The following is a 6,046-nucleotide window of genomic DNA, read 5'->3' as shown; positions in this document are numbered from 1 at the left end:
GGTGCGCGGGCGGGTGCCGGTGCCCGAGCAGCCGCGCGACCACCCGCCCGCCGCCGGGCAACGATCCCGTCCAGGCCAGCGTCCGCAGCGCCACCCGCCGCGACCGCCGTACGCCCAGCAGCGCCCCCGCGATCCCCCGCAGCGGCTGGTACGTCCAGTCAGGCATCGCTCCCCGGCCCTCCGTTCGACCCTCCACCCGACCGTCCGTCCGGCCCTGCACCTGGCACTCCGTCCGGCCCTCCACCCGGCCCTGCACCCGGCATTCCGTCGAGGTCGGGCAGCGGGTCGGTGCCCCGTTCCGCCGACTCGGGCGGCGTCCATCCGAGGACGGGGTCCATCGACCGCAGCAGCAGCCCGGGCGGCACCAGGCGGGCGGCGAGGTTCCGTGACCACGCCCCCGGTCCCCACGCCATCAGGGACGCCGCCCCCATCCGGGCCGATCGGCGCACGATCGCCTGGGTACGGGGCCGCCGCACCCGGTCGTACCGTGCGAGCGCCACGTCCACGTCGCGGTCCGAACGCAGGCAGGCGGCCAACGTGACCGCGTCCTCCAGCGCCGTGCCCGCCCCCTGCCCCAGCGCCGGGTCCATCGCGTGCGCCGCGTCCCCCAGCAGCGCCACCCTCCCCCGCACGTACGTGGCCAGCGGCGGCATCGCGTACACGTCGTGCCGCAGCGCGGCATCCTCGGGCACGGCCGCCAGCAACTTGGGCACCGGATCGGGCCAGCCGCCGAACCTGCGCACGAGCCCCGCGTACGCGTCCTCCTCGCCGCCTTCGGACGCCCGGGCCGCAGCGAAGCAGTAGAACCGCCCGCCCGGCAGCGCGGCGAACCCGAAGCGCTCCCCGCGCCCCCAGAAAACCGCCCCTTCGGCGCCCCGCCCGCCCAGCGGCCCGGTCACCGCCCGCCACGCCGTGCACCCGGCATACCGGGGCGCCCGCGCCTCCGGCCACCCCTGCCGCCGCACCCGGCTACGGATCCCATCGGCCCCCACCACCAGGTCCGCCCGCACCTGCCCGCCTCGATGCCCGACCACCACCCCCTCGTTGTCCGGCCACGCCCCTCCGGCCCGACGCTTCGCCCCCGCGCCGTCCACCCGCGCCCGCACGTCCCGGTACTCGACCACCACCTCGTCGCCGTCCGGCCGCACGGCTCGCACCTGGATGCCGGGCCGCAGCAGGTCCGCCGGTAGTGCCGCCACGAGGACCCGCACCAGCTCGGCCCGGTGCACCATGAGCAGCGGCCACCCGTGCCGCCTCGCCATGTCGGCGTTGTCGGTCCTGAACAGCCATCGCCCGGCCCGGTCCCGCACCCCGCCCGCGGTCTCCACGCCGGCGATGGCCCGTATCCGGTCGGCCAGGCCCAACGCGGCGAGGGCGCGCGTGGCGTTCGGCCAGAGCGCCAGCCCCGCCCCGATCTCGCCGAACTCGAGGGTCCGCTCCAGCACGGTCACCCGCCACCCGATCCGGTGCAGCGCGATCGCCGCCGCCAGCCCTCCGATCCCCCCGCCGACCACGACCGCAGCAGGCACGACCCGCACCCCCGACATCCTTTTGAGCGACTGCTTAATCAGACCATAGACCGATTTAAGCGATCGCTCAACCGCCTCGATGGCGGCACACCCGCAGGGAAGGACGGGAGCCGGCGGGGAGCGCGGCCGGTGACCGCGCTCCCCGATAGGGCAGATCCCGTCAGTGGGGCAGCAGGATCTTGTCGACGATGTAGACGGTGGCGTTGCTCGTCTTCACGCCGCCGCAGACGATCTTGGCGTCGTTGATGGTGAGGTTCTCACCGGAGCCCTTCACGGTCAGGGACCCGCCCTGCATGGTCTTGAGCGTCGCGCCCTCGACCAGGTCGGACGGCGCCTTCTTGCCCATCACGACGTGGTAGGACAGCAGCTTGGTCAGCGCTTCCTTGTTGGCCATGAGCTTGTCCTGGGCTTCCTTCGGGATCGCGTCGAACGCCTTGTTGTCCGGCGCGAAGACCGTGATGTCCGTGGCGGAGTTCAGTTTCTCCTCGAGCCCGGCCTTCTTCACCGCCTCCGACAGCTTGGACAGCTCGGAGAGCTTGGAGATGGCGGTGCCGACGGGCTGGTCCGCGATCTCGGCCAGGTTGCCCTCGATCGCGGAGCAGCCGGGTCCGGACGGGCTGGCGGCGGCGGTCGCGGTCGGCGAGGGCGACATTTCCGGAGAAGTGGGTGACATTTCCGGAGAGGTGGGCGACATCTCTGGCGAAGTCGGCGACATCTCCGGGGCGGCGGTCGTTTCCTCCGGCGATGGCACCGGCGTACGCGTGTGGACTGCTGCGCCGGCGGTACCAGTGGCACCGGCGGCCAGCGCCAGCGCCGCCGCGAGAAGCACTTGTTTCACTGTGATCCCCCCGAGTTCGGAGTGCCGCGGCGGGCGAACCTGCCACGGCTCGAACGCAGCCCCGGGCTCACACCCCGGCTGCCTCTCCAGTGTGGGCAGCCATCGAGAACACCGGAGTTACATTTCGCCCAAAAAGCCACAAAAGCCGTACACCATAACTTTTGCCCGCCATATCTCGGCGCAGGTTTGGAGCCCGACGGGCCCCGGCCCGCCGGGGCCCGCGGGCCCCGGGTTCCTTTAAGAAGTGTTCAGAGCGCAGGTCCTGGCTGTCCGGCCGGAGGTCGTGCGGACCGAGGGCGCGGCGGCGTTCGGTGGCGTAGAAGGTTCCGGCGAGTCCGATGAGGAGCCATCCGACGAGCCGGCCAGGTCGCCGCCCGGTGCCCGTGGCGATGGCGCGCAGGGCCGGTGACCGCGCCGTGTGTGGGCAGCAGCGGTTCGGCCGCCGCGATCGGGCCGGGGATCGACGACAGCGCGCCGGTGGCGACGGTCAGCACGAGGACCGCGACAGCCGGACGGCCCGAGCGCCGGAGTACGGCGGCCGCGGCGCGGCTGGTTCGTGGACCTGACGGACCCGGCGCGGCGCGACGCCGTCGCCATCGTCCGGCGCGGGCAGGCCGACGGCGTCTTCCACGACCACCTGCCCGCCGAGGTGCTCGCGCCCGCCCTCGGCGCCCTGATGCTGTCGCGGTGGAGAGCGTCAACGCCGGCCTGTGGGAGGACTCCGGGCCGGGGGCGGCCACCGCGATCGGGGCGGGGGTTCCCCCGAGCGCGCGGCCGGCGTGGCGGCCGGGCCGGCGCGCCGAGAGACGGCCCGGCGCTACCGGGATCCCGGGGGCGGAACGGGTAGCGTGGACGGATGAGCAAATCGTTCCTGGAGCCGGCCGAGTGGTACGCGACCCTTCCGGCGTTCTACGCCTCCGCGTGCGTGCTGCTCACCGATGCCGAGGACCGGGTCCTCATGGTCAAGCCCAACTACCGGCCCCACTGGGCGATCCCCGGCGGCATCATGGAGGCCGACGAGCACCCCCACGAGTGCGCGGTCCGCGAGGTCGAGGAGGAGCTCGGACTGCGCGTGACGGTGAGCGGGCTCCTGGTGGTGGACTGGGTGCTGCCGGTGGGTGACCGGCCGCAGAGCATGGCCAACTTCCTGTTCGACGGCGGCACGGTCACGGATCCGAGCCAGATCGTCCTGCAGATCTCGGAGCTCGACGACTTCGGCTTCTTCCCCTGGGACGAGGCGGCCGGACTGCTCCCCGCCGCCACCACCGCCCGCATCCCGGCGGCACGGCGGGCACGCAAGGACGCCCGCACCGTCTACCTCCCCTTCACCCCTCAGTAGCCCTCTCGGTACGCCCAGGCACCTGTGGTACGTTCCGCGCGCCCCCAAAACCTAGGAGCTCTAGGAAATAGGCTAGCATTCCTAGGAACGACCGAAAGGGGATCATCATGGCCACGCTGGACGTACCAGGCGCCAGGCTCTACTACGAGGTCAGCGGCGACGGACCCGCACTTTTGCTGCTGCCGGGCGGCGGCGGTGACGCGGCGATCTTCGACGCGCTCGCCGGCCCGCTCGCCGAGCACTTCACGCTCATCACCCTCGACCCGCGCGGCTACTCGCGCAGCCGCCTCGACGGCCCGGCCGTGGACCAGCGGGTCGAGGTGCAGAGCGAGGACGCCCGCCGGCTGCTCGACGCCGTCACCCCCGACCGGCCCGCCTACGTCTTCGGCGGCAGCAGCGGCGCCATCGTCGGCCTCGACCTGCTCGCCCGGCACCCCGAGCGGGTGCGCCGCCTGGTCGCCCACGAGCCGCCGTGCTTCGCCGTCCTCCCCGACGCTGCCGCGCAGCGGGCCTTCGTCGAGGAGGTTCACCGGCTCTTCCGCGAGCAGGGGCTCGCGGCCGCGTCCGCCCGGTTCGTGGAGGGCATCGGCGGGACCCTCCGGCCGCTGCCGGACCCGGCCTCGCTGCCGCCCCGGGCCGCCGAGATGATGACCCGGCTGATGAACAACGCTCCGATCATGATGGAGCATGAGTTGCGGCAGTTCACGTCCTACGTCCCCGACCTGGCCGCGCTCGGCCGCGTCGCCGACCGGCTGGTCCTGGCCGCCGGCCGCGAGACCAGGGGGCACCTGCCGTACCGGCCGGCCGCGCTGCTGGCGGAGCGGCTCGGGCTCGGGCTGGTCGAGTTCCCCGGCGGGCACAGCTTCACCGACGCGCCCGAGGAGTTCGCCAAGCAGCTGATCGAGGCGCTCACCACCCCCTGACCGGGGCTCTCACGCGCCGGCCACCTCGCGCATCAGCTCGGCCGAGACCATGGGGTTGCCGTAGTCGCGCGAGTGCACGATGAGCCCGTCCCGCACCGTCACGATCATGACGTACGTGGTGGCGAACTGCCTGCCCGTGGCCGTGACGGACCCGTGCAGGGTGAACTCGGCCACCACCACGTCCGGGTCCGCGGTCTCCAGCAGGTTGACCGCGTCCGCGCGCTCGAACCGCCACAGCCCCTTCACCGCCTCGACCCGGGCACGCAGAAGGTCGCTGCCTACCGAACGCGCAGGCACGCCCGACGGGGCGAACGGGATCTCGATGACCACGTCCGGCGCGTACAGGGCGAGCATCGCCTCGTGGTCGCCGGCCGCCGAGACCTCGATCAGCCGCGCGGCGACCTCCCTGGCGCTGCCGGGCCGTACGGGCGCGAGCATGGCCGCCAGCTCGGGCAGCATGCCGACGGCCTCGGCGGCGCCCACGGCGTTGGGGTAGTCGAGGTAGGAGACCACGGCGCCGTCGCGGACGCGGATCACCCCGAGGGACGAGGCGAACCGGAACGGCGTGCCGCCGGCGCTGCCCTCCGGCTCGAACTCGACGACGACCACCTCCGGGTCGGCGGCCTCGTAGACGGTGGCGCGGACGTCGTCGAAGCTCAGCAGTTGCGCGATCCCGCCGGAGGCGCCCTGTTTCATGTGCTCACGGATGGTTTGTACGCCTTCGAACCGGCGCGGCTGCCCGGGCATGCCGAACCGCAGCTCATAGACGGCGTCGTCGGCGAACACGGCGGTGAAGGCGTCGGCGTCCCTGCCCGCCATGGCCTGGCGCAGGTGCTCGACGACCGCCTGAAGGTTCTCGGACATGGTGAATCCCCTCGGAGAGAACGGAATAGAATCGGAACGCACGCCCCGTTTCAGGATTGGACGATACGGAACGCGCGCCCCGTTTGTCTAGAAGGGAGCCATCGATGACGCCGGACAAGCCGCTGCGCGCCGACGCCCGCCGCAACCGCGACCGCGTCCTGCAAGCCGCCGAGGCCGCGTTCTCAGCGGAGGGCATGGCGGTGCCGCTGGACGAGATCGCCCGGCGGGCGGGCGTCGGCGCCGGGACCATCTACCGGCACTTCCCCTCCAAGGAGGCGCTGTTCGAGGCCGTGATCCACGATCGGATCGGGCAGTTCGCCGACGAGGCCCGCACGCTCTCGGCGGCGGAGCGGCCCGGCGAGGAGTTCCTCGCGTTCCTGGGCCGGGTGATCGATCAGGCCATGCTCAACAAGGCGCTGTGCGACGCCCTGGAGGCCGCCGGATCGCCGGTCAAACCCTCCGACGGCGTCCAGCGCGACGTGTGGGAGGCCTTCGGCGCCCTGCTCGGCGCCGGCCCGACCCGACGCCCTCGGTCGAGGTGTCGCCGATGGAG

Annotated in this window: 6 protein-coding genes; 3 read left to right on the top strand and 3 right to left on the bottom strand. The window is 73.0% G+C overall.

Annotation, left to right across the window (positions count from 1 at the left end):
- Window positions 1-158 precede the first annotated feature (158 nt).
- Both ACWDX9_RS58420 and ACWDX9_RS58415 read right to left on the bottom strand, forming a co-directional pair.
- On the bottom strand, window positions 159-1,529 hold the full coding sequence (locus ACWDX9_RS58420; protein ID WP_449972068.1) for an FAD-dependent monooxygenase: 1,371 nt from the start codon (window positions 1,527-1,529) through the stop codon (window positions 159-161).
- Window positions 1,530-1,689: 160 nt separating this feature from the next.
- The gene (locus ACWDX9_RS58415) at window positions 1,690-2,202 is read right to left on the bottom strand and encodes a fasciclin domain-containing protein (protein WP_449972065.1); all 513 of its coding nucleotides are present in this window, start codon (window positions 2,200-2,202) and stop codon (window positions 1,690-1,692) included.
- 1,021 nt (window positions 2,203-3,223) lie between these two features.
- Between ACWDX9_RS58415 and ACWDX9_RS58410 the strand changes: the two genes are divergently transcribed.
- Together ACWDX9_RS58410 and ACWDX9_RS58405 are read left to right on the top strand one after the other, a co-directional pair.
- The gene (locus ACWDX9_RS58410) at window positions 3,224-3,706 is read left to right on the top strand and encodes an NUDIX domain-containing protein (protein ID WP_449972063.1); all 483 of its coding nucleotides are present in this window, start codon (window positions 3,224-3,226) and stop codon (window positions 3,704-3,706) included.
- A gap of 107 nt (window positions 3,707-3,813) precedes the next feature.
- The gene (locus ACWDX9_RS58405) at window positions 3,814-4,629 is read left to right on the top strand and encodes an alpha/beta fold hydrolase (RefSeq protein ID WP_449972060.1); all 816 of its coding nucleotides are present in this window, start codon (window positions 3,814-3,816) and stop codon (window positions 4,627-4,629) included.
- A 9-nt stretch (window positions 4,630-4,638) separates the two neighbouring features.
- Here ACWDX9_RS58405 and ACWDX9_RS58400 read toward each other — a convergent pair whose 3' ends face one another.
- Complete coding sequence (locus ACWDX9_RS58400; RefSeq protein ID WP_449972058.1) at window positions 4,639-5,493, bottom strand: nuclear transport factor 2 family protein; 855 nt, start codon at window positions 5,491-5,493, stop codon at window positions 4,639-4,641.
- 104 nt (window positions 5,494-5,597) lie between these two features.
- On the opposite strand from ACWDX9_RS58400, the gene ACWDX9_RS58395 reads away from it, so the two are divergent.
- Window positions 5,598-6,046, top strand: a 449-nt coding sequence (locus tag ACWDX9_RS58395) for a TetR/AcrR family transcriptional regulator (RefSeq protein WP_449972055.1), incomplete at its 3' end; no start/stop codon positions are given.

The sequence above is a fragment of the Nonomuraea sp. NPDC003201 genome (genome assembly GCF_053590415.1).
Note: the sequence above shows the minus strand (reverse complement) of the source record. Positions and strands in the feature narration are given on the sequence as shown.